The sequence below is a fragment of the Paenibacillus oleatilyticus genome, from assembly GCF_018998565.1.
GTDB classification, from domain to species: domain Bacteria; phylum Bacillota; class Bacilli; order Paenibacillales; family NBRC-103111; genus Paenibacillus_G; species Paenibacillus_G oleatilyticus.
In genome coordinates, this window is the sequence record NZ_JAHNZO010000005.1 from 178,311 (window position 1) to 203,033 (window position 24,723).

General features: G+C 55.5%; 21 protein-coding genes and 1 pseudogene. 19 read left to right on the forward strand and 3 right to left on the reverse strand.

Annotated features, from left to right (window positions below):
* The first annotated feature begins 3 nt into the window (after positions 1–3).
* The 3 genes from KQX66_RS08610 (at position 4) to KQX66_RS08620 (ending at position 2,906) form a co-directional block, all read left to right on the forward strand.
* Positions 4–987 (forward strand): 3-oxoacyl-[acyl-carrier-protein] synthase III C-terminal domain-containing protein, encoded by a 984-nt coding sequence (locus KQX66_RS08610; protein WP_216792052.1) that lies wholly within the window; start codon positions 4–6, stop codon positions 985–987.
* Positions 984–1,982: a beta-ketoacyl-[acyl-carrier-protein] synthase family protein gene (locus KQX66_RS08615; protein ID WP_216792053.1), complete on the forward strand. Its 999-nt coding sequence runs from the start codon at positions 984–986 to the stop codon at positions 1,980–1,982. Before KQX66_RS08610 ends, KQX66_RS08615 begins: the two co-directional genes overlap by 4 nt.
* Positions 1,983–2,198: 216 nt before the next feature.
* Positions 2,199–2,906 (forward strand): YqeB family protein, encoded by a 708-nt coding sequence (locus tag KQX66_RS08620; protein WP_216792054.1) that lies wholly within the window; start codon positions 2,199–2,201, stop codon positions 2,904–2,906.
* Positions 2,907–3,113: 207 nt separating this feature from the next.
* Here KQX66_RS08620 and dhaK read toward each other — a convergent pair whose 3' ends face one another.
* The gene (dhaK, locus tag KQX66_RS08625) at positions 3,114–4,871 is read right to left on the reverse strand and encodes a dihydroxyacetone kinase subunit DhaK (RefSeq protein ID WP_216792055.1); all 1,758 of its coding nucleotides are present in this window, start codon (positions 4,869–4,871) and stop codon (positions 3,114–3,116) included.
* A gap of 175 nt (positions 4,872–5,046) precedes the next feature.
* Between dhaK and dhaS the strand changes: the two genes are divergently transcribed.
* Positions 5,047–5,619: a dihydroxyacetone kinase transcriptional activator DhaS gene (gene dhaS / locus KQX66_RS08630; RefSeq protein ID WP_216792056.1), complete on the forward strand. Its 573-nt coding sequence runs from the start codon at positions 5,047–5,049 to the stop codon at positions 5,617–5,619.
* 13 nt (positions 5,620–5,632) lie between these two features.
* Positions 5,633–6,631 carry a DhaKLM operon coactivator DhaQ gene (gene dhaQ / locus KQX66_RS08635; RefSeq protein WP_216792057.1) on the forward strand — a complete coding sequence of 333 codons (999 nt, stop codon included), beginning with the start codon at positions 5,633–5,635 and terminating at the stop codon, positions 6,629–6,631.
* Positions 6,632–6,716: 85 nt separating this feature from the next.
* Here dhaQ and KQX66_RS08640 read toward each other — a convergent pair whose 3' ends face one another.
* Positions 6,717–7,703 carry a phosphotransferase enzyme family protein gene (locus KQX66_RS08640; protein ID WP_216792058.1) on the reverse strand — a complete coding sequence of 329 codons (987 nt, stop codon included), beginning with the start codon at positions 7,701–7,703 and terminating at the stop codon, positions 6,717–6,719.
* A 185-nt stretch (positions 7,704–7,888) separates the two neighbouring features.
* On the opposite strand from KQX66_RS08640, the gene KQX66_RS08645 reads away from it, so the two are divergent.
* The 4 genes from KQX66_RS08645 to KQX66_RS08660 all read left to right on the forward strand — a co-directional run bounded on the left by KQX66_RS08645 (position 7,889) and on the right by KQX66_RS08660 (position 11,491).
* Complete coding sequence (locus tag KQX66_RS08645; protein ID WP_216792059.1) at positions 7,889–9,160, forward strand: MFS transporter; 1,272 nt, start codon at positions 7,889–7,891, stop codon at positions 9,158–9,160.
* Entirely contained in the window at positions 9,157–9,351 is a 195-nt protein-coding gene (locus tag KQX66_RS08650; RefSeq protein WP_438804183.1) for an LbetaH domain-containing protein, read from the forward strand. Before KQX66_RS08645 ends, KQX66_RS08650 begins: the two co-directional genes overlap by 4 nt.
* A gap of 27 nt (positions 9,352–9,378) precedes the next feature.
* Positions 9,379–9,966, forward strand: coding sequence for a DUF1349 domain-containing protein (locus KQX66_RS08655; protein ID WP_216792060.1), 588 nt, complete (start codon positions 9,379–9,381; stop codon positions 9,964–9,966).
* A 340-nt stretch (positions 9,967–10,306) separates the two neighbouring features.
* The gene (locus KQX66_RS08660) at positions 10,307–11,491 is read left to right on the forward strand and encodes an MFS transporter (RefSeq protein WP_216792061.1); all 1,185 of its coding nucleotides are present in this window, start codon (positions 10,307–10,309) and stop codon (positions 11,489–11,491) included.
* A 112-nt stretch (positions 11,492–11,603) separates the two neighbouring features.
* Here KQX66_RS08660 and KQX66_RS38690 read toward each other — a convergent pair.
* Positions 11,604–11,742, reverse strand: a pseudogene (locus KQX66_RS38690) (SAM-dependent methyltransferase); the annotation flags it as partial.
* Positions 11,743–12,066: 324 nt separating this feature from the next.
* On the opposite strand from KQX66_RS38690, the gene KQX66_RS08665 reads away from it, so the two are divergent.
* The 10 genes from KQX66_RS08665 to KQX66_RS08710 all read left to right on the forward strand — a co-directional run bounded on the left by KQX66_RS08665 (position 12,067) and on the right by KQX66_RS08710 (position 24,645).
* On the forward strand, positions 12,067–13,260 hold the full coding sequence (locus tag KQX66_RS08665; RefSeq protein WP_216792062.1) for a helix-turn-helix domain-containing protein: 1,194 nt from the start codon (positions 12,067–12,069) through the stop codon (positions 13,258–13,260).
* A 107-nt stretch (positions 13,261–13,367) separates the two neighbouring features.
* Positions 13,368–14,546, forward strand: coding sequence for an ABC transporter substrate-binding protein (locus KQX66_RS08670; protein WP_216792063.1), 1,179 nt, complete (start codon positions 13,368–13,370; stop codon positions 14,544–14,546).
* A gap of 93 nt (positions 14,547–14,639) precedes the next feature.
* Positions 14,640–15,521, forward strand: coding sequence for a branched-chain amino acid ABC transporter permease (locus KQX66_RS08675; protein ID WP_216792064.1), 882 nt, complete (start codon positions 14,640–14,642; stop codon positions 15,519–15,521).
* Between the two features lie 8 nt (positions 15,522–15,529).
* Positions 15,530–16,453, forward strand: coding sequence for a branched-chain amino acid ABC transporter permease (locus KQX66_RS08680; protein WP_216792065.1), 924 nt, complete (start codon positions 15,530–15,532; stop codon positions 16,451–16,453).
* Positions 16,446–17,225 carry an ABC transporter ATP-binding protein gene (locus tag KQX66_RS08685; protein WP_216792066.1) on the forward strand — a complete coding sequence of 260 codons (780 nt, stop codon included), beginning with the start codon at positions 16,446–16,448 and terminating at the stop codon, positions 17,223–17,225. The genes KQX66_RS08680 and KQX66_RS08685 overlap by 8 nt, the downstream gene beginning before the upstream one ends.
* Positions 17,218–17,922 carry an ABC transporter ATP-binding protein gene (locus KQX66_RS08690; protein WP_163853254.1) on the forward strand — a complete coding sequence of 235 codons (705 nt, stop codon included), beginning with the start codon at positions 17,218–17,220 and terminating at the stop codon, positions 17,920–17,922. The genes KQX66_RS08685 and KQX66_RS08690 overlap by 8 nt, the downstream gene beginning before the upstream one ends.
* Before the next feature lie 115 nt (positions 17,923–18,037).
* Entirely contained in the window at positions 18,038–19,006 is a 969-nt protein-coding gene (locus tag KQX66_RS08695; protein WP_216792067.1) for an agmatinase family protein, read from the forward strand.
* A gap of 27 nt (positions 19,007–19,033) precedes the next feature.
* Complete coding sequence (gene hutU, locus KQX66_RS08700) at positions 19,034–20,692, forward strand: urocanate hydratase (protein WP_216792068.1); 1,659 nt, start codon at positions 19,034–19,036, stop codon at positions 20,690–20,692.
* A gap of 164 nt (positions 20,693–20,856) precedes the next feature.
* Positions 20,857–22,140 (forward strand): imidazolonepropionase, encoded by a 1,284-nt coding sequence (hutI, locus tag KQX66_RS08705; RefSeq protein ID WP_216792069.1) that lies wholly within the window; start codon positions 20,857–20,859, stop codon positions 22,138–22,140.
* A gap of 276 nt (positions 22,141–22,416) precedes the next feature.
* On the forward strand, positions 22,417–24,645 hold the full coding sequence (locus tag KQX66_RS08710; RefSeq protein WP_216792070.1) for a metallophosphoesterase: 2,229 nt from the start codon (positions 22,417–22,419) through the stop codon (positions 24,643–24,645).
* Positions 24,646–24,723 lie beyond the last annotated feature (78 nt).

The following is a 24,723-nucleotide window of genomic DNA, read 5'->3' on the forward strand; positions in this document are numbered from 1 at the left end:
CGTATGCGACAAGGGCGGTTTCATATGGATGACTTCTCCGTGTATCGGCCCGAGCTGATGGTGCCAATTGCGGACATCATTTCGAACGCGGTGCAATGCGGGTATCCCCCTGAAACCGATGAGGCTTATTACCGGGAGCAGGGGTTCGAGACCGTTACGGTAGAAAGACGTCTGTCGCTGGAGGAAATGGCGGAGAGGGCACTTGAGCCTGTAGCGGAGCGTTGCAAGCGGGAAGGCATCGAGATTGGGGAAATCTGGTTCGCGCATACGTCTCAGGTAGCTTGGCATGAGTGCAATCTGTTCAAAACGATGCTGCTGCGCTGGGGCTGGGAGCAGGTTCCCTTGTATCCGGTCGAGGAGCAATCCTGCTCGACGTTCCATTGGGTTATGTCTATGGCCGCCTATTCATTCACCCGCGATCCGGACAAAGCGGTGCTGTTTGTGACCGCCGATCTCGGTATCCATCCGTTCTACTATATCAATGATTTCATCCTTAGCGGAGACAGCGCCAGCGCCTGCTTACTACGCCGGAAAAACGGCGATCATCGAACGCTTGCCGTAAAGTACAAAACGGCAGGCAAGGTCTACGATAACAATCCGTCCCGCCTGCGGCATTTCCATGCGACTTTCTATATGAACATCCGCAAAATTATGCAGGGGACGCTTAGCGAAGCCGGATTCACCTTTTCCGACATCCGTCTTGTCGTGTGCAGCAATATCAGCCGACAAATATGGGAGACGGTAGCGGGTTCGATGCGGATTTCGCCGGATATGTTTTACTACGCCACCATGAACGAAGTAGGGCATATTACGAATGCGGACATCCCTCTCAACCTTTGGCGCGCGTTAGCCGACGGGGCGTTGCTGCCGGGGGACTATTATTTAACGGTTACCGTCGGTATGGCCGGCACATTCGGCTGTGCCCTGCACCAGTACGTGCCGAACAAGCGGCTCGGAATTCCGGCCAAGGAAGAAGGGAAGCCGTGAGCGCGCATGTTTTAACGGGCGGTACGAAGCTGTATATTAGCAAACTTCGGTGCATCGTTCCGGAGACGGAAAGCTCCTTGGAGGCCTACTTTGCCGAGGCGGGACAGCCGTGGGAAAATAGCCCGCCCAAATGGCTGTTTGCGCATGCCGGGATGTCCACGCCTTGGCCTCCCGCGGATCCCGGGCTGCCGGATTCCACGCTTCCTGCGGTTCAGATTCCTGTGTTCGGAAAGCATCCCGTCGAATATTTGTGCGAGGAAGGGAAACGACGCTTCGGAGCGGACCGGAAGTTTGATCTGATCTGTTACTGCCACGAGACCGTACAGCATCCGCTGACGACCTTACCGGGGCTCATGCTGTGCGCCAAGTTCGGGCATCGCCATGCACAGTCGTTCGTGCTCGGACAGCTCGGCAGCCTCGCCTGCATTCGAGCAATCGACTTGTGCAAGCGGATGCTGGAGTATGGAGAAGGAACGGACGGCTTGTTCTGCATGGCGGATCGAACAAACTATCCGTTCAGCCGGATGTCCTGGACAGGCTCGATCAAAGGCGATGCGGCGGTGCTCTGTACGGTAAGCGCCGAAGCCGGCGATTACGAGGTAGTGGATTGCCGCAACCTGCCTCTCTTTCCCGAAGGCTCGATGCGCGCGTGGACGACGGCCGATTACGAGCGGACGATGCTGGCGCTTGCCCGGCATGCGGAGCAAGCTCTGCGGGAAATGGAGGCGGCGGGGAACATACCCGATCGGCTGGTGATTCAGAACGTATCCGATTCCTTCGTGACGGCTGTCGGCGAGGCCGGGGAACGCTGCGGGATTCCTGTCTATGTAAGGCAAGCACGGAGAGAGATTAATTTTTTGGGCAGCGATCCGTTCGTCACTTTACAGGAAGCGATAACGAACGGCCAGCTTCGGGAGGGACAGTCGGTCCTGCTCCTGTTTGCCAGCGCCGACTACGGCATCGGGCTGCTGACGCTTCGCTGCGCAGGCGGCTAGCCTCCCAAGTAGTTGAATACGTAATATTGCGAAAAGATCGCCTTCCCTGTGAAGTGCGGTCTTTTTGCGATGGAATGTCATTTTGGGAATAGAGACTGCGTATCCATTATTTTCAAATATTATTTTTTGTGGTATTATTTACTTACCAGTAGGTAAGTAAGGGGTGCAGCGGTTTAAATCAGCCTGTCATCTGAACCAGTCAGGAGGTCTTATTCTATGAACATCTCTCGGACGTCGTACCGGGAATCGACCGCAGTCGGCTTTTCCAACGCTATTCGTGTTCTGATCTTTGCGGGCTGCTCCGTCCTCGGCCTTGCACTCGGGTATTTCATTCCGTTGATCGCCAAGTGGGCTTTGACCTTGCCGTGGGTACCGTTTGAAGGGCCGCTTAAGCTAATCACTTCCTTCTCCGGGGTGTGGGTGACTGTCGTCACTACGCTTCTTGGTCTGCTCGCCGGCCTCTGGTTCGCCGAGGAAGTGATCAAAGATACGCTGCATGTGGTCGTCTCGGGCGAAACGATCCGGCTGAAGAAGGACGGAGTCGTCCAAGAGTTCACGCGAGAAACGATCAGCACCGTCTTCCTTGACGGCAAGCAGCTTGTAATCCTTGGAAGTAACGGGGAGGAGCATGCTCGCGAGACCTATGATTGGGCGAGCGGGCGTATCGCCGACGCTTTGACGGAGCACGGGTATTCTTGGTCGCCGGGCGGCGACCCGTACAAGGAGCAGTTCCGGCGCTGGGTCCTCGATACCCCTGAGCTGCCGCCCGCGGTCAACGCGTTGTTGAAGGCGCGCGAAATTGCGCTCCGGAAGAAGGAAAAGGGCGAGGCCAAAGAACTGCGCCGCGAGGTGGCCAAGCACGGCGTCGTTGTCCGCGACGAAGAGACGCGTCAATATTGGCGGGCGCAGACAATCGGGCAGTAGGAGATCTCCCGTACGGGAAAATTTGCCCCAAGGAGGCTGAACGGCTACGACTATCCGGCGGACTGCCCCGGGATGCGCAGTCCTTGGACGGGTAATGCAGGATTCAGGATAAAGAACTAGGAATATCAGCAAAAAACCGCTGTTTACAGCGGTTTTTGCTGATTTTATACAAAAAATAATGTCCTCATCCGGCCGCTGTTCCCCAGATTATTTCAAGCTGCGGGCGATTTCCGTAAAGATGACGCCAAGCGCGTAGGCACCAGCATCCGGATAGCCCAGGCTGCGTTCGCCGACAGTGCCGGCGCGCCCCATTCGGGCGACGATTTGTTTCGTTTTTTCGGCGCCTTCCACCGCAGCTTGCGCCGCCTTTTCAAAAGCAATTTTAAAGTCGTCGCCTGCCGCGGCGCTTGCCGTGAACGTATCCGTGAAAGGCACCAGCGCGTCAATCAGCGTTTTGTCGCCAACGACGGCGCCTCTGCCGAAGGAACGCTCCCCCGTTGCCTGAATGCCTTTGACCGCGGCTTGCAGCATTTCCGCATACTCCGCAGCAGTCAGCGCCGTTCTATCTCCTGCCGCTTTTCCGGCAGCGCGGAACGCCGAGCCCCAAATCGGTCCGGAAGCGCCGCCGCAATATTCCATAATGACCATGGAGCAAGCGTCCAGGAAAGAACCGATTGTTAAAGGCTCTTGGGCCAAAATCGCGCTCCATTCCCGCTTTAACTGCTTGAATCCTTTGGAGACGCTCATCCCGAAATCGCCGTCCCCCGCGTGCGAGTCGAGTTCGCAGAACGGAACTTCATTGTCGATAATGATTTCGCTCATTTTATCGACGATGTAGATCATGTTGTGAAGCGTCAGCACGCCGCCTTGAACCGCCGCGTAATGTTCCGGCATTTCCGTTTTGAAGGAAACCGGTCGATCGTCGTCGGCTTCCGTGATGCCCGCATACTCGACTTGCGGTACCGGACCGTCTACCCGGAATGCAGGCGCATGACATTCTTTCGATAAGAGCGCCTTCAGTTCGTCATCGAGCTTCAAGATCGTCAGCGAAATGCCCGCCATATCAATGCTCGTCATATAGTTGCCGACAAACGTGCGACAAATCCGGATGTTCCGGCCTGCGAGCTCGCGAATCGCCGCGTTGTTAAACAAGTACAGCTCCTGCAACGGGGTCGCGCCGAAGCCGTTGACGAGCACGGCAATTTCCGCGTTGTCCTCGTCCTGGATGCCCAAATCTTTTAACAGTTCGGTCGTCATCCGCTTCGCCAGTTCGTCCGCACTGACGATTTTTTCCCGCCGCTGGCCCGGTTCGCCGTGAATACCCACGCCGTATTCCATTTCATCTTCGCCGAGCTTGAACGTCGGTGACCCGTGTGCAGGAACGGTGCACGAAGTGAGCGCCACGCCGATGCTGCGCACGTTATGCGCCGCTTTCTCCGCGGCCGCTTTCACTTGCATCAAATCGCGGCCTTCTTCCGCAGCGGCTCCGGCAATTTTATGGACGAGCACCGTTCCGGCAACGCCGCGGCGTCCGACCGTGTACAAGCTGTCTTCAACGGCAATGTCGTCGTCGACGCGCACATATTCCACTTGGATGCCGTCTTCTGCGGCCAGTTGAGCGCCGTTTTTGAAGTTCATGACGTCGCCGCTGTAGTTTTTGATAATCAGCAGCGTCCCTTTTTGGCTCGCTGTCGCTTTCATGGCTTGGTACACCTGAATTTGGGATGGAGAGGCAAACACATCGCCGCATACGGCCGCATCCAGCATCCCTTTGCCGACAAATCCGGCGTGAGCCGGTTCGTGCCCGCTGCCGCCGCCGCTGATCAAGGTGACTTTGGTTTCGTTAATTTCTTTTTTCTTGATCACCTTATATTTCTTGATAAACTCCAGCTCCGGATGAGCCATCACGAGCCCGCTGCACATTTCCGCGACGAGCGTCTCGGGTTTGTTGATGATCTTTTTCACTTTGCCCTACCTCCCGCGATCACTAAATTCCCAATCGTTTGATTAATCCCTATGATAGAATGAAAACGTTTTATCGTAAACGGACAAAAACGGCAAACTGTCCAACAACGCTTGCTTCAATAATCATGATGATTTTGTTAAGATTAACAGTAAACCTAGGGCTGGGAAGAGGATCATGACCAATTCGCTCATTACCAAAAAGATCATAGCGAGTTCCTTAAAAAACCTGATGGAAACCAAATCGTTCCACGAAATTTCCGTAAGCGATATCATGCAGTCTTGCCAAATGCGCAGGCAAACGTTTTACTATCATTTCGTGGACAAGTATGAGCTTTTGGGCTGGATTTACAAAGAAGAAACGAAGGAAAACATCGAGGACTTTTTGGATTATGAGAAGTGGGAGAACATTTTCGACTTGCTGATGGACTATTTTTACGAGAATCAGCGATTTTATCGCAGGGCGTTTAAAGTAACCGATCAAAATTCGTTTAACCAGTATTTATTTGAACATACGAAAAATTTATATATTAAAATCATCGATGAACTGTTGACGGACAAGCCGATCCATATCTCCGAGGCGAACAAAAATATGGTGGCGTCGTTTTACAGTCACGGGTTTGTCGGGACGATCAAAGATTGGATTGAACACCATTGTTCCATTCAACCTTCGGTGTTGTCTTCGCTCATCAAAGAGATGATCCGTAATCAGCTGCTGCTGCTCGAGCAGACCGGAAACAAACCAAAGTAAGGTGGAGAAACAAATGACGAAAATCATCAACGATGTTCAAAATATCGTCCGCCATATGCTGCACGGATTCTATTTTGAGCATAAAGACCGGGTGTCCTATAATGCAAAACATAATTTGATATTCCGTAAAGACCTTGCGGACATGGGCCGGCAAGTCGTGCTCATCAGCGGGGGAGGAAGCGGCCATGAGCCGGCGGATTTCGGCTATGTGGGCGACGGCATGCTTTCCGTTGCGGTTGTGGGTGAAATTTTCGTGCCGCCGACGCCGGAGCAAGTGTTGGAGGCGATCCGCCTCGTGGACAGGAGCAGAAGCGTGCTGCTCATCATTAAAAACTTTACCGCGGACGTCGGCAATTTTTTGACGGCGGAAGCTTGGGCGAAAGAAGAAGGGCGAATGGTCGACCATGTCATCGTTAACGACGATGTGTCGATCGAAGATGACGTGACGTACAACAAAAGAAGAAGGGGTGTCGCCGGTACCGTTTTGGTCCATAAAATATTGGGGGCGGCCGCGCGGGAAGGCTACACGCTGGAGCAACTGAAGGAACTCGGCGAGCAAGTAACCGGCAGGCTGCACACCTTGGGCGTGGCGCTGTCGCCGGCGAACGATCCGACGAAGGGCGAACCGTCGTTTACGCTGCAAACAAACGAAGCGTATTACGGCGTCGGCATCCACGGGGAGAAAGGGTACAGGAAAGAGGTGTTTTCTTCTTCGGAAAAGCTTGCGGTCGAGCTGTTCAATAAGCTGAAAAGCGTATACCGTTGGAGAAGGCAAGACCCTTTCGCGATATTGGTCAACGGTTTAGGCGCGACCCCGCTGGTCGAACAGTATGCGTTTGCCAATGACATTCGCCGCTTGTGTGAACTGGAAAACTTGGATGTCCGGTTCGTCAAAGTCGGCACGCATTTGACTTCGCTCGATATGGAAGGAATTTCGCTCAGTTTTCTTAAGATCGAAGATCCGAAGTGGGAAGCGTGGCTGAAAGCGGACGTTGAAGCAGCGAAATGGTAAGATGGTAAAATTATAAGAATAAGCCCCTGGTTTTGAATCCAGGGGCTGCCAAGTTTTTACCTTTATTTTCCATGAACTACATAGGTCATAATAAGGTATTCCCGCGGGAAATTTGTTCCACATTCCGGTCAAGCCACTCGCGGATCGCGGCACTCGGAGGCTCGGCGACTGCGTTTTGCAGGAAGATCATGCACATATCGCAGCGGCGTCTTTCGACGAACAGCGGCAGCTGCTTCAGCCAGTGGCTGCTTAGCTCGTGCTCCCGACGGTATCCGTTCATAAAGCTGTCCAGAAACCGCTTGGCGAATTCGGACACGCGCTTCGGGTCGGCTTCGGGCCGGGCCCAATCCCCCAGTACCGAGGCATAGTAAACGGCCATGGCGATATCCTGCACGAAATAGTCGTACCCGCAATCGTCGAAATCGAACGCCGTAATCGTTTCCCCGTGCACAAAAAAGTTTTTGTGATGCAAATCCCGGTGGCATAAGCCGAAGCCGTCCGGTTCCGGCTCTAGCGCGTTGATGCGCGCCTCCACCTCGGCGTACCGGCGGTGGGCCAAGGCAATGTCGGGATGGGACAAATAAGCCGGGTCCAAGGTCAAAATATCTTTGTCCGGCCTGCGGGTCATGTCCGCAGGGACGGTGTACGACCGGGCCAGCTTGTGCATGCGGCCCGTAATTTCTCCCCAGGCTTCGAAGAGGCGGGGGCCCCAAGCCGGATGTCCGGCCTGGACGAGACCGCCCGGTGCTTGTTCGAAGCAGGCGAGCGTGAAGTAGCCGTCTTCCGTTTCAACCGTTTCCGTCCGTCGGCCCGAGCAAGACGGCACCGGCCTCGCTGCCCGGACGCCGCCCTCGGCGAGATAGCCGGCGAAGTGCAGCTCCGACTCGATCAGCTCCCGCGAGCGGTGCGAGCTATGGGTTACGCGCAGAATCAGGTCCCGGCCGTCGCGCCGGAAGCCGTATATGAGATTTTCAAAGCCGCCTACATGGCTCACCGTCTCCGGAGCTACCCCGTAGGCGCGGGCTGCTTGGTTTAACAAATCTTGAGTAAAGCTCTGATGCCAGTTTGTCAATCTAGTCTCTCCTTCCGAACCGGAGCTGTTGTATGGACCGTCCGCTCCGTATCTGTCAAGCATAACATCTTTATCCAAGCCTTGGAAAGGGAAACGTTGAAAAAAAGAGATTCAAATCATCGATGGAATCGGTTACTCTTAAAATGTGGTATGAATGCTGCATGACTCCGGAGGACGGATAGCCGATGTCGGTTTTATTATATGAATGGAAGATGCAGTTTCTCGGGTACAGCCGGAATCTCCGGTTGTTTCTTTGCTTTAATTTCGTATGGAATTTGGGGCTCGGAATGTTCGGGCTTGTCTACAATCTCTATGTCAAAGCGCTCGGCTACGACCAGACGATGGTCGGGCATATTGTGGGGATGGCGGCGATGGCCGCAGCGATTGTGCTGGTGCCGGCCGGCATCATGAACGACAGGCTCGGTCCGAAGCGGCTTGTGACGACGGGAGGATTTTTGGTTATAGCCGCTCTTACGGCCCGCTCGTTGATCGATGGCGAGCAGGGGCTGCTCGTCTCCGCGTTTCTGGGCGGCATGACGCTGGCGGTCGTGTCGGCGACCGTCATTCCGTTCATGGCGAACCATTCTACCCCGTCGCAGCGGGTGCATCTGTTCAGTTTAAACTTGGCTCTCGTCATGTTTGCAAGCGTTATCGGCAACGTGTTCGGCGGATTTCTCACCGACACGCTTCAGTTTACCTTCGGTCTCGACGGCGTCCTGAGCTTGCGTCTGACCTTGCTGACGGGCGTCGGCATAGCGGCACTCGGGCTGATTCCCGTCCTGATGCTGAAGGGGGGCCGGGAGGAACGGCTGTCCGGCGGGAAGCTTTCGTGGGGGCATGCCGTGCAGCATCACAAAGCGTCGCTTCAAGTGATCGGCCTCTTCGTTATGCTCGGGCTGATGACCTCGACGGCCGGAGGCATGGTGGTGCCGTACTTGAACGTCTATTTCGAAGACCGCTTCGGCGCCTCGAAATCGGTGATCGGCGTCATCGTCTCCTTGGGGCAGGGAGCGACCGCGCTCGCGTACTTGATCGGTCCGGTCATCGCCCGGCGGCTCGGGGAAGCGAAAGCGGTTATCGTGCTTCAGCTGTGCTCGATCCCGTTTCTGCTAATTACGGCGTTTTCGACCAACCTGATGATTGCGAGCGGAGGGTATTTGTTCCGGCAGGCTCTGATGAATGCGGCCAATCCGTTCTACAACACGATCAAGATGAAATACGTCGACCGCTCGTTGCGTGGACTTGCCTCCAGCTCCGGAGAAGCGGTGTTCAATCTGGGCTGGTTTCTGGCCTCGCCGGTCAGCACCGGACTTGTCGCTCAATACGGCAGCTACTACGGATACGTTTACGCGTTCAGCATCACGGCGGTGGTGTATACGGTCGTTTCGGTGTTGTTCTACGTCTTTTTCGGCAAAAACCGGTTCAAGCCCGTGGAAACAGAGGAGACGGCTGCTTGAACGTTAGAACTTTTTACTGTCCTAACTGCGGGTTCTATACCGCGGGTCACCCACTGGATGTAGAACAGCGTAATATGGGGCTGGAATATGCCTATCCGATAAAAGTCGGAAACAATGTATGGATCGGGGGGAATGTTGTCGCCAAAAATATTCTCTCAGGTATAGTCGCTGATGGAATCATGAATGAATAGCTGGGAAAAGTTCTGGAGGGACGTTTAATGAGATACGATGCGAACAAATTATTTTGGTTAAATAAACCCGTGAGTTATTCTATTCAGGAAGATGAGGTTGTAATTAAAACTGACCCTGGCACGGACTTCTGGCAGCGTACATACTACGGTTTTAGAAACGATAACGCTCCAGCTTTGTTATTCAAGATCAATGAACCATACTTTTCTTTCGTAGTCAGAACAGAGTTTGATAGCAAACATCGTTTTGACCAATGCGGTGTAATTATTTACCAGGACAGTGATAATTGGTTCAAGGCTTCAATTGAGTATGAAAATGAAGAGTATCAACGATTAGGAAGCGTTGTTACGAACCATGGATTTTCAGATTGGGCAACTACAGATATTGATTCTAATACTAAAAGTATGTTTTACAGAGTTAGCCGTCGTGAGAGTGATTTCTGCATCGAGAATTCATATGATGGCATTGAATATAAACAAATGCGCATTTTTCATTTGTTTGAAGGTAAAGGGGAAATCCAACTAGGGATTTATGCGTGTAGTCCTGAAAATTCTTCATTTAAATCTGTTTTTAGCGAGATGAAGATAACGGAATGCCAATGGAAAGCGCATGAATAATTCCACATATATATTGGAGGACATCAACTATCATTTTGTGTTTTGCCCGCGATAGGACAAGAAAGCTCATTTGATAAGATATGGTCTTAAACGAATGGTTTAGTCGATTTTTATGAAAAAGAACAACTTGACATATTAGTGCAATCAAGGATATCATAGATTAGTAATATCCTTGATACTCAGAAATGTTGTTACGATCACACTTAATAATTTTTTTTAGTATTTCAAGGATATAAACTATCTTTAATATCTCTTATAAGAGAGTATCCCTACGAGGGAGGAATGAAATGCTTGTCGGTTTATTGAAGACTTAAGCCAATTATGTGGAGTGAGTGATAATATGGAAGAGTTACATGTAAAAGAACAACGTTATTCTTTGATTACGTTGATCTTGTTTTTTTCAGGATTGACCATTATGTCCAGCTTCTATGCCACGATCCCTTTAATCTCCGTCTTTTCAAAGGAGTTTTCGGTTCCTGAAGGGCAGGCCGTATGGACGAGCAGTTTGTTTACATTAAGTTTCGCTATTGGATGCTTAGTGTTTGGACCATTATCAGATCGTATTGGTCGAAAAAAAGTCATGCTTGGGGGATTAGTTGCGTTAACGATTGTCACTATCATTTTAGGGTTTCAAAGCAATTTGTACTCCACTATTGTATTCAGAGGAATACAAGGCTTGACTGCGGCTACCTTCTCTCCCATAGTGCTTCCCTATGTGATGGAATTGTTCCCGCAAAATAGAAAAGTATTCGCCCTTAGCTGCATGAGCGCAGGTTTTCTTATGGCAGGAATTGTCGGACAGGTGTTCAGCAGCTTTGTAAGTTTTCATCTAGGCTGGCAATATGTATTCATCATTTTGGCGGCGATCTATTTTATATTAACACTACTCATGATATCTTTTATACCCAACCTCCCGGCGAATGGGGTTCGTGTTGCGGAAGCATTTAAACAAATGAGAAAGACGCTAGGACAGAAGTCGCTATGGTTTGCATTTGTTATCGCACTAGTTATGCTGCTTTCCTTCGTAGGCATGTACACTGCATTGGGGAAATTTTTAAGCAGCCCTCTTTTCGGGTTCTCGAACCAACAAATATTGTATGTGCGTTCTGTAGGGATCATAGGGATGCTATTGTCTTTATTTGCGGGTGCCCTAGTTAAGAGATTTAGCGTGATACCGATACTTAGAAGCGCAATAATCCTATCTGCTGCCGCATTGATCCTCTTAGGATTTGGCGCAAACATGGTGTTTATTGTTGTCATAAGCGTTGTGTTTGTATCCGGAATTGCGGTTGCCATCCCTTCGTTGGTTTCACTCGTCGGTGAACTTGGGGGAGCTGCAAGAGGTGCAGCGATTTCCATCTATACGGTTATTGTGAATTTAGGCGCTACCATCGGACCTATCCTAGTCGTTCAGTTGCTCGGGACCGGCAATTATGTCCTTACTTTTTCAATCTTGGCGTGCTGCTTGCTGTTGGGATTCCTGGCTACATTTTTTGTAAAACGTTTCATGCCAGCAAGAAGCTGAACTGATCTTGCTTGCCCAACGTGTTATTTAAAACAAAAAATCACCGATATTAAGGATTCGGTGATTTTTTGTTTTATTTGTCTATGACTGGAGCGACCGCGAATTTTCTGTCTCAAATCTCTCCCGTGTACATGCTTTGATCCTGCAATCGAATCAGTATTTTGCCCAAAATGTCTACCCTCCTGAATGACTACTTTGCCGGACGGATATGCTTGCTCTAAATAATCAGCGACGATTTTCCGATTCCGGTCGAATCGAACCCCTTGTCTTCCAGCCAGTTCATGATTCGTTTGGCTCGTTTTCTTCCCTCTGATCGATTCCGGACTTTCAAGAAGCGGATCACTTCTTCTTTTTCGACAAGGACTTGGATTAGTATCAATGAAAGATGAAGTATGTTGAAATTTGACCTTGAACGGCAAGGATTCGTTCGTCAACGAGCTGGCCGAAATCGTGAAACAAATCGCGGAGTGACGCCCGCAGCAAAAAATTCCCTAGTCGCGACCCCCTGTTCTGCTGCGGCAATCATGCTATATTGGATATGAGTTTTTAAACGAATTTACCGTTAGGAGGCTCCCATGAGGCAACATCCGACTCAAGCGACGTTTACCCACCTGCTGATCTCCGGTACGCTGGTTCACGAAGCGACGTTTGCGGAGATGCAGGCGGAGTTCGATATGTATCTCCGGCCCAACCTGGCGATGGTCTTCTCGATGGACCGGTATCCCGATCTTGCGCTCGGGCAGCCCATCCAGTGGCGCATCGATATCGGGCAGAAGCTGATCGACGCTCTGCATGCGGGCATCCAGGCGCCGTTCGTCTGGGTGTGGGTGGCCGAAGGCGTGCTGGCTCTGCTCGTCGAGCTGGGGACGAAGGACCGGCGCGATCCCGATCCCGCCAAGACCGCTTTCGCGATGGCGAAGCGAGTGCAGAAGCTGACCGACGCGCAAGGCTTTTCCGTCTCCGTCGGCATAGGCACCTTTTACGATAACCCGTATATGCTCCACTATTCGTATGAGGAAGCGAAGGAGTCGATGATCGACCGCTTTTTCCAGGGCAACCGGCTCATTTTCCAATACGAAAGGCAAAAGCAGGACGGCGAGCAGCCGCACAAGCCGGTCTCGCAAGCGGAACGGACGGAGCTGATGGCCCGCGTCCGCCTGGGCGACGTGCACGGGGCGGTTTCGTACTTACACCTGCTGCTGGAGCGCATGGGGCAGACGTACCGTGGCAATGTCGATATGTTCAAATCCGAGGTCATCGACCTCGTCATGCAGCTGACGCGCCTGTCGCTCGATGTGGGCGGCCATGCGCAGAGCATTTTGTCGGAGAACGCCCGGTTTATTCAAGATCTGTACATGACGATCCGCTACGACAAGTTCGTGGCCAAAGTCAGCGAGCACTGGAGCAAGCTGACCGCACGGATCGGCGAGGCGCAGACGGCGGAGGTGTCGCCGGTAATCCGGACGGCCATCGCCTACATGAAACAGCATCATCAGCGCAAGATTCCCCTCGAAGAAATAGCACAATATTGTTACCTTAGCACCTACCATTTCAGTCACCTGTTCCGCAAGGAAACGGGAAGCACCTTCGTCGACTACTTGAACAAGCTCCGAATCGAAAAAGCGGTCTATTACCTTGAAAACACCGATAAACCGGTGCAGGAGATCGCTTCGCTCGCCGGTTTTCAGGATTCCAATTACTTCAGCCGGCTATTCAAACGTTATCTTCGCTGCAGCCCGAACGAATATCGCGCAGCAAAATTGTGCTAAACTTTCGCAAAATTCACTAGTGCTTTCGTAAGCGTTTACAAGTACGATAGGAGTGCACCGGAAAAGTTCATACTTCATTCACATACAGCAAAAGGGGGCACTTAAAGATGAAACGGTTTTCGATGTTTGCAGCAAGCGTCATGATGACTACATTCCTGCTCAGCGGCTGCGCAAGCGGCGGAGGGGCGACTTCTTCCCCGGCAAATGGAGGCGCTTCCAAAGAGGCGTCGGGCGACGCGATCAAGATCGGCTGGTTCGGTCCGCTGACCGGACCGACGGCGACGGACGGCACGCACAGCCGCGACGCGGCGCTATTGGCAGTCGAGCAGTACAATGCGGCGGGCGGCATCAACGGCAAGAAGGTCGAGCTCGTGGCGGAAGACGACCAAGGCAAGCCGGAGGAAGCGATCAAAGCGGTACAGAAGCTCGTGAACAACGATAAAGTGACGGCGCTCGTCGGCGGCGCTTACAGCGGCCCGACCAAGACGGCGGCGGCGAAGGTACAGGAGCTGAAGGTGCCGATGGTCGTCGCGTATGCGGTGCATCCGGACGCAACCAAGGGCGGCGATTACGTGAACCGGGTCATCTATACGGGTCCGGTGCAGGGCCGGGCGATGGCCGAATATGCGGTGAACGACCTGAAGAAGAAAAACATCGCCGTCCTGTACGTGGACAATGACTACGGCAAATCGATCTACACATCGTTCAAAGAAAATGTCGAGAAGCTTGGCGCAAAAATCGCCATCGACCGTCCGCACAAGATGGGCGACAAAGATTTCAGCTCCGTGCTGACCGCGGTCAAAGCGACGAATCCGGACGCGCTGTACGTGGTCGCCTATTACAACGAAGCGGCCGCGATCGTGAAGCAGGCGAAGGAAAGCGGCATTAATGCGCAGCTCCTTGGTGTGGACGGCTTCGATTCGCCGAAATATTTGGAGCTTGGAAAATCGAATACGGAAGGGTCCACCTTCACCACGTCGTTCTACACGACCGACAACCGCCCTGTAGTCCAGAAGTTCGTCAAAGCATGGCACGACAAGTACAAAGGCGAGCCGGACATGCTGTCTTCGCAAAGCTATGACGCCGCGATGGTGATCCTCGAAGCGATGAAGAAAGCGGGTACCGACAAGGAGAAGCTGAAGCAGGCCATTAACGAAACGAGCGAGCTGGAAGGCACCTCGGGCCAAATTCGCTTCCGCACCGACCATGAAGTCATGAAGCCGGTCATCTTTATGACCGTGAAGGACGGCAAATTCCAATTCGTGAAATCGCAAATGTACAACTAAGAACGATCAGTCGGTCAACGGCAAAGGGAGGAGGCCCTTGGGGTCTCCTTTCTTATCCCCGCGACCTCCACGGAAAGGAGTGAAGAACGGCTTATGCTGCTGCAACAGCTGCTTAACGGCATATCGCTCGGGTTCATCTACATCTTGATCGCCGTCGGCCTAACGATGGTATACGGCGTCCTGAAGCTGCTGCACTTCGCGCACGGCGTCATCTACATGATCGGCGCGTTCGCGGCGATGATCGGCATCACATACCTGCACCTGCCGTTCCTGGCGGCCATCGTGTTCGCCATGGTGATTTCAGCTATCGCCGGGATGGCGGTCGAACGGTTCGCCTACCGTCCGCTGCGCGGCGCTCACCCCATCACCACGCTGATCAGCGGGATCGGGGTCGGCATTTTTCTCGAAAACCTGTTCCAAATTGTCTTCACGTCGGATACGCAGGCGTTCCCCGAGACGGGCATCGAAGTATCGGTCGTGAACCTCACCCAATCGATTTCGCTTACGAATACGAAGCTGTACATCATCGCGGCTGGCATCGTCGGACTCGGCTTGCTGTACGCCTTCCTGAAGTTTACGAAGATGGGCCTCGCCATTCAGGCGACGGCACAGGACACGCGGGCCGCGTCGCTGATGGGCGTCAACGTAAACCGCGTCATCTCGGTCACGTTCGTTATCGGCTCGGCGCTGGCGGCCGCTGCGGGCGTACTGGTCGCGTGGAACTTCAACTCGCTGTTCCCGGCGATGGGCGCGATTCCGGGGCTCAAGGCGTTCTGCGTCGTGGTGCTCGGCGGCCTTGGTTCGATTTCCGGCACGATTGTCGGCGGTCTCATTCTCGGCGTCGTCGAATCGCTGAGCGACGGCTTCATGACCGGCATGGTGATCGACAAGGACGCCATCGCGTTTATCATTCTGATCGTCATTCTTCTCTTCAAGCCGTCCGGCCTGTTCGGGAAGAACGTCGATAAAGTGTAGGTGATCGTATGGATGCGCTGTTTAACCCTTACTACGTCGATATCGTCGTCTTTCTGATCATCTATATTTTGCTTGGCCTTGGCTTGAACCTCATTACCGGTTACGCGGGTCAAGTGTCGTTGGGACACGGGGCGTTTTTCGGCATCGGGGCTTATGCCTCGGGGATTTTGTCGGTAAAAGCGGGCTTGAATCCGTGGCTGGCCATCCTGCTCGCCATTGTCATAACCTTCGTCATCAGCGCGGTGCTCGGGCTGCCGAGCTTGCGGGTACGGGAAGATTTTCTCGCCATTACGACGCTCGGGCTCGGGCTCATCATTCAATCGTACTTCAAAAACTCCGAGCTGACCGGCGGCGCTTACGGTCTCGATTCGATTCCAGGGCTGTCGTTCTTCGGCATTGAGATGAAAAATGTCGGCTACCTGCTGTTCGTTCTGATTATGCTGCTCGTCGGCATCTATGCGCTGCGCAAAATGACGCGGTCGCGGATCGGCCGCGCCTGGATGGTCATCCGGGAGGACGAGACAGTGGCCGCTTCGATGGGCATCAACACGACGTACTACAAGGTGCTGGTGTTTGCGATCGGCGGGGCTTACGCCGGTGCGGCCGGCGCGCTGTTTGCCCATAAAGTATCGTTCCTCAGCGCCGATTCGTTCGGATTTACCGTCTCGGCGACAGTGCTCAGCATGGTCGTAATCGGCGGCCTCGGCAGCATCCGCGGCACATTGTTCGGCGTCTCGCTGCTGTACCTGCTCCCGGAGCTGTTCCGGCTGTTCGACCTTCAAATGTTCGATATGAAATATCTCGATATGTACAAAATGATGTTTTACGGCTTGCTGATGGTTCTGGTCATGCGCTATCGTCCGAAGGGGATTTTCGGGCAGACAGGCATCAAGATGAAGCCGCGCGGCAAGGGAGGTGGCGGCCGTGCTTAAGGTGGAAGGCATCACGAAACGGTTCGGCGGCCTGACGGCCGTCAGCGGAGTCAGCCTGGAGGTGAAGCAGGGAGAAATTCTGGGCCTGATCGGCCCGAACGGCGCGGGGAAGACGACGTTCTTCAATATTTTGACCGGGCTGTACCAGCCGAACGAAGGATCGATTATGTTCGAAGGCAGGCCGATCCAGGGCATGAAGCCGTTCCGCATCGCGCAGCAGGGGATGACACGGACGTTCCAGAACATCCGGCTGCTGAAGGAAGAGACGGTGCTGGAAAATGTGAAGGTCGGCATGTTCGGGCGCACGCGTTCCGGCCTTTGGTCGGCGATTCTCGGCCTCGGCTCCGCCAAGCGGGAGGAGCACGAGGTGACGGAGGCGAGCCTGCGGGTGCTGGAGCTCGTCGGACTGCGGGGCTTCGAGCAGGAGCAGGCGGGCAGCCTGTCGTACGGCAACCAGCGGCGGGTGGAAATCGCCCGGGCGCTCGTCTCCGGCCCCAAGCTGCTGCTGCTGGACGAACCGACGGCCGGGATGAACGGGCAGGAGGTTCACGAGATGGAAGCGCTGATTCGCACGATTCGCGGCAGCGGGACGACGCTGATTTTGATCGAGCACAACGTCGGCATGGTGTGCAAGCTGTGCGACCGGGTGGCGGTGCTTGACCACGGCGAGAAGATCGCCGACGGCGACCCGCACGAGATCATGAACAGCCCGGCGGTCATCGAGGCGTACATCGGCAAGACGGAGAGCGAGGAGGGGATTCCCGTTGCTTGAGATCCGCAATCTGAACGTATCGTACGGCAGCATTCACGCCGTGAGGAACTTGTCTTTGGAGGTCAAGCAGGGCGAGGTGGTGACGCTGATCGGCTCGAACGGCGCGGGGAAAACGACGACCGTGAACGCCATTTGTGGTGTCATCCCTTCGAAGGGCTCCATTCTGTATCAAGGTAAAGACATCATCGGCCAGCCGACGCATAAACTTGTGGAGGCAGGCATCGTGATGGTGGCCGAAGGCCGGCGCATTTTTCCAAAGCTGACCGTGGAGCAAAATCTCCACATGGGCACATATTCGCGCAAAGCGGGCAAGGGTGAACTGAAGCAGGAGATGGACGCCATCTATGCGATGTTTCCACGGCTGGCCGAACGCCGGACCCAGCTCGGCGGCACGATGAGCGGCGGCGAGCAGCAGATGCTCGCGATCGGGCGGGCGCTGATGGCGAAGCCGAAGCTGCTTATCCTCGACGAGCCGTCGATGGGACTGGCCCCGATCGTCGTCAAAGGGATCTTCGAGACGATCAAGACAATCAAGCGTCAGGGGCTGACAATTCTGCTGATCGAGCAGAACGCAGCGATGGCGCTGTCGGTGGCGGACCGCGGCTACGTACTGGAGCACGGGGAGATCAGCCATCACGACACCGCCGACAATCTGCGTTCGCAGGATGTCGTCAAGCAGGCTTATTTGGGCCATTAACCGTTAAGGCAGCAAATCATCCTATGCGGTTAATCATACAGGAGGTTAAGCGGCGGGTTTTTCGGCGGCAGGGACGCCGGTTTGAATCCGCGATAAGGCAAAAGGAGGATTATGCGTGAAAACGATTGATCTGTTAAACCCGCCGGAGCTGGCGCGGCGGTCGAACTGGCGTGACCGGTTCGAGACGAAGGTGGCCCAGTGGCTCACACCGTGGGACGGGGAAGCGTCGGTCGACTTCGGCTTCATCGGGGTGCCGCTGTCCAAGACGTCGATCAGCGTCTCGGCCGCGTCGATGACGCCGAACGCGCTGCGCGAGCTGTTCGCGAACGTGACGACGTACAGCATCGACCACGACGTCGATCTGCAGGAGCTGAACGCCCGCGACCTCGGCGATATTCAAATGCATGTCACCGACCTGCTGCTCTGCCATGCGAACATCGAGCAGGGGCTGACGAACGTGTACAAGGCGCTGCCGGACTTGTTCCCGATTATCGCCGGGGGCGATCATTCGATCACGTGCCCGTCCGTCAAAGCATTCCGGAACAAAATCGGCGGGCCGGTCGGCATCGTCCAGATCGATTCGCATATGGACGTGCGCAACCTGCAGGACGGCGGACCGTCCAACGGCACGCCGATCCGCGGCCTGATCGAATCCGGCGCCGTGGAGGGTAAGCATATCGCGCAGATCGGCCTGCACAGCTTCGCGAACTCGAAGGCGTACCGCGACTATGCGCGAGAGCAGGGAATTACGCAGTTTACGGCGCGGCAGGTCGCGCTGGAGGGCGTGGAGAAGTTCGTCGCGCAGGCGCTTGAAGTGGCCGGCAGCGGCACCGACGCGATCTATGTCACGGTGGATATGGATGTGCTCGATCAGGCCTATGCGCCGGGCGTTCCGGCGATGGTGCCCGCCGGGATGACGAGCTGGCAGCTGCTGGAGGCGGTGTTCATGCTCGGCCGCCATCCGAAGGTGAAGGGCTTCGATGTCGTCTGCGTCGATCCGATGCAGGACCCGCGCCGGGCGACCGTGCGCACGGCGCTGCACGTCATTCTTAACTTTATGGCCGGCACGATGAAGCGCGGCTAATCATAAAACCCAAGGGGAGAGATTACGATGGAAAATAAACGTACGATTCGCGCGCCGCGCGGCACGAAGCTGACGGCCAAAGGATGGCAGCAGGAAGCGGTGCTGCGCATGCTGATGAACAATCTGGACCCGGAGGTAGCCGAGCGGCCGGAAGACCTCGTCGTCTATGGCGGGATCGGCAAGGCGGCCCGCAACTGGGAAGCGTACGACAAAATCGTCGAGTGTCTGACGGAGCTCGAAGCGGACGAAACGCTGCTCGTGCAGTCCGGCAAGCCGGTCGGCATTTTCAAAACCCACAGCCAAGCGCCGCGAGTGCTCATCTCCAACTCCGTCATCGTGCCAGCGTTTGCGAACTGGGATACGTTCCATGAGCTGGATAAAAAAGGGCTGATGATGTACGGGCAAATGACGGCGGGCAGCTGGATTTATATCGGCACGCAGGGCATTCTGCAGGGCACGTACGAAACGTTCGCCGAAGCGGCGCGTCAGCATGCGAACGGCACGCTGCGCGGGACGCTGACGTTGACCGCGGGTCTCGGCGGCATGGGCGGGGCGCAGCCGTTGGCCGTCACGATGAACGAAGGCGTCGTCATCGGGGTGGACGTCGACGCGACGCGCATTCAGCGCCGGATCGATACGCGCTATTGCGACGTGATGGTGCACGATCTGGACGAAGCGCTTAAGCTGGCGCGCGAGGCGCAGGAGCAGGGCCGTCCGCTTTCGATCGGTCTTGTCGGCAACGCGGCGGAGATTTTCCCGGAATTCGTGCGCCGCGGCATCGTGCCGGATTTCGTCACCGACCAGACGTCGGCGCACGATCCGCTGAACGGTTACGTGCCTGCGGGCTACTCGCTGGAAGCGGCGGCGGCGCTGCGCACGAGCAACGCGGCGGAATATGTCCGCTTGTCGAAGCGGTCGATGGCGGCCCATGTGCAGGCAATGCTCGATCTGCAAAAGCTGGGCTCCGTCGTGTTCGACTATGGCAACAACATCCGTCAGGTCGCTTTAGATGAAGGCGTGAAGGACGCGTTCAACTTCCCGGGCTTCGTACCGGCGTACATCCGCCCGCTGTTCTGCGAAGGCAAAGGGCCGTTCCGCTGGGCCGCGCTGTCCGGCGATCCGGAGGACATCTACAAAACCGACGAGCTTGTGCTGAAGCTGTTTCCGGAAAATGAGCACCTGCGCCGCTGGATCGAAATGGCGCGCGAGAAAGTGGCCTTCCAAGGCTTGCCGTCGCGGATCTGCTGGCTCGGCTATGGCGAGCGCGTGAAGATGGGGCTCGCGATCAACGAGATGGTGCGCAGCGGCGAGCTGTCCGCGCCGATCGTTATCGGCCGCGACCACCTCGACTGCGGCTCCGTCGCCTCGCCGAACCGCGAGACGGAAGCGATGAAGGACGGCAGCGACGTAGTCGGCGACTGGGCGATCCTGAACGCGCTCGTGAACACGGCGTCCGGCGCAAGCTGGGTCTCGGTGCATCACGGCGGCGGCGTCGGAATGGGCTATTCGCTCCACGCCGGCATGGTCGTCGTCGCGGATGGCTCGCAAGAAGCGGAAGAGCGGCTGTCCCGCGTGCTGAACACGGACCCGGGCATGGGGGTTATCCGTCATGCGGACGCAGGCTACGAGCTGGCGGTTCAGACGGCCAAGGAGCGCGGCGTTCGCGTCCCGATGCTGGGCATTTAAGAAGGCGCGGCCGGCGCTTTGAGACAATCGGCTGAATAAAGCGTAATTAAGCTGCGGTTCGCCGTATCCGCCGGGAAACCGACGGACCGTGTGTACCGCATGCTTTTATATTCCGTCCGGTCCGAAAGATGTCGGGTCGGACGACTTTGTTGAGGTGATGGAAAATGGAACAGCAACGGATCGATTTGCTCGTACACCATATCGGCGAGCTGATTACGATGGCGGGGGAAGCGGGGCCGCGTACAGGCAGCCGCATGGCAGACGTGCCGGTTGTAAAAGGAGGCGCCGTAGCCGTACGCGATGGCGTCGTTGTCGCCGCAGGCCCTGAAGCCGACGTACGCGCTCAGATCGCAGGCCTGCCGGTTGCGCAGGAGCTCGATGCCGGGGGCCGGTTGGTGACGCCGGGGCTGGTCGACCCGCATACGCATCTGGTGCACGGCGGCTCGCGCGAGCACGAGCTGGCGATGAAGCTGCAGGGCGCGACGTATTTGGAAATCCTGGCGCAGGGCGGCGGCATTCTGAGCACGGTCCGCGCCACGCGGGGGGCGTCGGAGGACGGGCTGTACGCCAAGGCGAAGCGCAGCCTCGATACGCTGCTGCTGCAGGGCGTGACGACGTGCGAGGCGAAAAGCGGCTACGGCTTGACGCTTGAGGATGAGCTGAAGCAGCTTCGGGTGACGAAGCGGCTGAACGAAGCGCACCCGATCGAGCTCGTCTCGACGTTCATGGGCGCGCACATGGTGCCCGAGGAATATAAGGGCCGCTCGGCCGATTACGTGAAGCTCGTGATCCGCGAAATGCTGCCGGAGGTGAAGCGCCTCGGACTCGCCGAATTCTGCGACGTATTCTGCGAGCACGGCGTGTTCTCGCCCGAAGAGTCCGAGGAGATTCTGGCGGCGGCCAAGGCGCTCGGCTTCGGCGTGAAAATCCACGCCGACGAGATCGAGCCGCTCGGCGGCGCGGAGCTTGCAGGCAAGCTCGGCTGCATCTCGGCCGAGCACTTGCTGGCCGCGACCGACGCCGGGTTCGAGGCGATGCGCGATGCCGGCGTGATCGCCGTCTGCCTGCCGGCAACCTCGTTCAACCTGCGGCTGAAGCAGCATGCCCGCGCGCGCCGCATGATCGAGCTCGGCCTTGCCGTGGCGCTATCGACCGATTACAACCCCGGCAGCTCGCCGACGGAGTCGATCCAGCTCGTGATGACGCTCGGCTGCCTGAACCTCGGGCTGACGCCGGAGGAAGTGCTGACGGCCGTGACCGTCAACGCGGCGCACGCCATCGGGCGCGGCGACCGGGTCGGCAGCCTGGAGCCGGGCAAGCAGGCCGATCTGGTCATTTTCGATGCGGCCAATTTGGCGTATGTGCCGTATCACTTCGGCATCAACCACGTCGATACGGTCGTCAAAGGCGGGAAAGTCGTCGTCCGGGATGGACGGTTGGCGTACTGACTGAACCGATGAAGACGTTTTGCAATAGCATATAGCATAACCAAATGAGGGACATTCCGCACGCATGGCTTTGGCGTAAGGAAATGTCCCTTTTTCTTTGGGAGTGGCGGGTGGATTAATTTCATCTGGGATTATTCCATATTGAAATTTTTTACAATGAAAGCTACAATGGTTTTGTTTTCCATATAGTGGGATTTTATGGAGCGAGGAGGGGGGCGCATGAATTAATTTGATCGACGGTTAAATACTTCATTTATGAAGATTGGAGTGAAGTTGATGAACAGAGGGTTGAAGCGAAAACGATGGCCGATGATATTGTCTCTGCTTTTGGTGTTTCAATTGCTGCTAACAGGGGGAGCAGCCCTTGCGGATGAATCCGAAGACTCCGCTGCGTCGTCTGCTGGTCCCGTCACACTGCTGGCCGGAAACGCCACATGGCGCTATTTTGACCGGGGGAAAGATTTGGGTGGTGATTGGAAGAACGTTGCCTACGACGACTCCGCCTGGAGCTCCGGACAGGCGCCTTTCGGTTATCCGGCGGACACCGGAACTTCAGGGTTCGGCTCCGTAAAGACCGCCGTCAGCTATGGTCCGGACTCCAAAAAGAAATACCCGACCACGTATTTCCGCACAACGGTTCACGCGGCCAAAGTAAGCGATTTTCAGCAGATCCAAGGCACCTTCGGGATTGACGACGGCGTCGTGCTCTATGTCAACGGCGAAGAGGCGTACCGCTTCAATATGCCGGAAGGGGACATCCGCTACGCTACGCTGGCCTCCGAGTCGAAAAGCGATCCCCGGACCGTCACGGCCGACCTGACCGCCGTATTGAAAGGCAAGCTCCGCGATGGCGCGAACATACTCGCGGCCGAGGTGCATCAGGGAAGCGCGGGCAGCTCCGACCTGTATTGGGATATGAAGCTCGTTGCGAATCCCGACGATTCGGGCAGCGGCGGAAATCCGCAGAGCGGCAAGCCGATGGCGATCGCGCTGACGTATTACGACGATCCGAAAACCAGCATGGCGTTCGCCTGGTACACGTCGGACAAGATTACCGGTACCCAACTGCAGGTCGTGGAAGCCTCGAAGCTCAACGGAAATTCGTTTCCGTCTGAGGGAGTCCAGACGTATCAAGGCGCTTCGCAAGCGATCAGCGTTTATTTGACGCTGGCGGATAAATCCAATCATAAAACCACGAAATATTCAAGCCATAAAGTCATCGCCGACGGCTTGAAGCCCGGCACTGCCTATGCTTACCGTCTGGGCGACGGGACGGCGGGCAACTGGAGCGAGATCGGCACGTTTACGACGGAGCCTGCAAGTGATAACGGCTTTACTTTCCTGTATACGACTGATTCCCAAGCGAAGACGCAAGCTGATTACGGCCTGTGGAAAAACACGGTCCAACAAGGGATTCAAAAGTTCCCGGACGCCAAATTCATCGTCAATACGGGCGATCTGGTGGACAACGGCGATGTGGAGGAGCAGTGGATGTGGTTGCTTAACGAGCCGAAAGACATTTTATCCCGCCTTCCGCTGATACCGATTCTGGGTAACCATGAAACCCAAAATTACAACAACTACGCCTACCACTTCCATCTGCCCAACAAGTCGCAAACGGACGCTACCCCGGAAGGCTCGGTGTACGCTTTTGACTACGGTCCGGCTCATTTCATGGTCTTCAACACGCAGTATTCGGGCGACTCCGACCCCGTCTTCAAGAAGCAAGTGGAATGGCTTCGAAACGAAGTTGCTAAAACGGATAAAAAATGGAAAATTGTCTTGTTCCACAAGTCGATTTATTCGGTAGCCAGCCATTCCAGCAGCACGGACGTCAAGTTTTTCCGCGAGCATCTGGCGCCCCTGTTCGATGAGCTGGGCATCGACGCCGTCCTGTCGGGACACGACCATACGTACACCCGAAGCTACCAAATGTACGCCGGTCAGCCTCAAGAGGTGACGAAGGACGGCGAAGGCCATGTCCTGAACCCGAAGGGGACGGTCTATTTCGTAGGCAATACGGCAGGCCCGAAATTTTATAAGCCCAAAAACGAGGACTTCCCGTACGCGGCCGTATCCGGTCAGCCGAAAAAGCAAATGTTCACCGGGGTCACCGTCCAGGACGATACGCTGTCTTTCCAAGCTTATACGACGACGAAGGGCGGAAGCATGGAACTCTACGACGCCTACAGCATGAAGAAGACCGCCGCGAAGCCGAATAAGGTGCAAAATGCCAAAGCGACGCTGACGGCGGACGGGCAAGTCAAGCTGACTTGGACGGCTCCGGGTACGGGACCGGCGGTAGAGGGCTATCGCATTTACGAGCAGCATGACGCAGTGGCGCCGAACTGGACGGCCACAGTCCGTCATGCCGACGGAACGACCGCCTACAGCTATACCGTAGCGAAAAAGGACCCTTCCCAATCGTATCGGTTCGTGATCAAGGCGGTGAGCGGGAGGCTAAATTCAGACCCGGTCGTAGCCGAGTATACGGCGGGGAAATGAGAACGGCGGCGGTCCGAGTACGGCCCGCCGGACCGGCCCATAGATGTGAGAACCGCCCAAATGCTTCGGCGTTTGGAC